The organism is Actinospica durhamensis, assembly GCF_018139695.1.
GTDB classification, from domain to species: domain Bacteria; phylum Actinomycetota; class Actinomycetes; order Streptomycetales; family Catenulisporaceae; genus Actinospica; species Actinospica durhamensis.
Genome location: NZ_JAGSOG010000627.1, coordinates 1 through 888, shown reverse-complemented (window position 1 = coordinate 888; position 888 = coordinate 1). Strand labels below are relative to the sequence as shown.

The following is an 888-nucleotide window of genomic DNA, read 5'->3' as shown; positions in this document are numbered from 1 at the left end:
TTGTTCACCAGGATCTCCACGTCCCAGCCCAGCGCCTTCTTCCTGTCGCCGGCGTCGGTCACGTCCAGCTTCTCGACCGTGAGCTTGACCCCGCGCTCGGCCGCCTGCCGCTTGAGCGTCTGCACCTGCCCCCAGATCTCGACCCCCGCGATCACCTCGAAGCCCTTCTCCGCCAAACGCATCGCCGCCTCGAACCCGAACCCGGTCCCCGCGCCGGTCATCAGAACTCGCTTCACGACTGCCTCCGCCTCTCGCCGTCCTCGATATGAACAGGAATATTCGTGCTCTGATCAGTGCGCCGTCGGCGCGGCCGGTCAGGCGTTCTCCGGATACGTGGGCTGCCACATCGCGTCCTGCACGGCCTGCACCCAGTTCTCCGACCGGACGGTGGCGACGCCGTCGGCCACGGCGGCCTTCGCCACCGCGACCGCGACCGTGGCCGAGGACGCGCGCAGGTTCTCGATCGGCGGCAGCAGCGGCGCGCCCGGCGCGCCGACGTCGACCTGCCCGGCCACCGCCTCGGCGGCCGCGAGCAGCATCGCGGCGGTCACCTTCGAGGCGCCGGACACGATGGCGCCCAGGCCGAGCCCGGGGTAGACCAGCGCGTTGTTCGCCTGGCCGATCTCGTAGGTGACCCCGTCGTACTGCACGGGCTCGACCGGGATTCCGACGGCGACCAGTGCCTTGCCGCGCGACCAGGCGATCACGTCGGCGGGCATCGCCTCGATGCGCGAGGTCGGGTTCGAGATGGGGAACACGATCGGCCGCTGCACCCCGGCGCTCATCGCTTCGACGATCTCCCGGGTGAACCCGTTGTGCACGGTGGAGGTGCCGAGCAGGACGGTGGGCTTGATCTGCCGGACCGCCTCGAGCAGCTCGATCCGCTCG

General features: G+C 70.4%; 2 protein-coding genes. Both read right to left on the bottom strand.

Annotated features, from left to right (window positions below; genetic code table 11):
• Positions 1-236, bottom strand: a 236-nt coding sequence (locus KDL01_RS41450) for an SDR family NAD(P)-dependent oxidoreductase (RefSeq protein ID WP_212534199.1), incomplete at its 3' end; no start/stop codon positions are given.
• A 78-nt stretch (positions 237-314) separates the two neighbouring features.
• On the bottom strand, positions 315-888 hold a 574-nt coding region (locus KDL01_RS41445), incomplete at its 5' end, for a malic enzyme-like NAD(P)-binding protein (protein WP_281415868.1).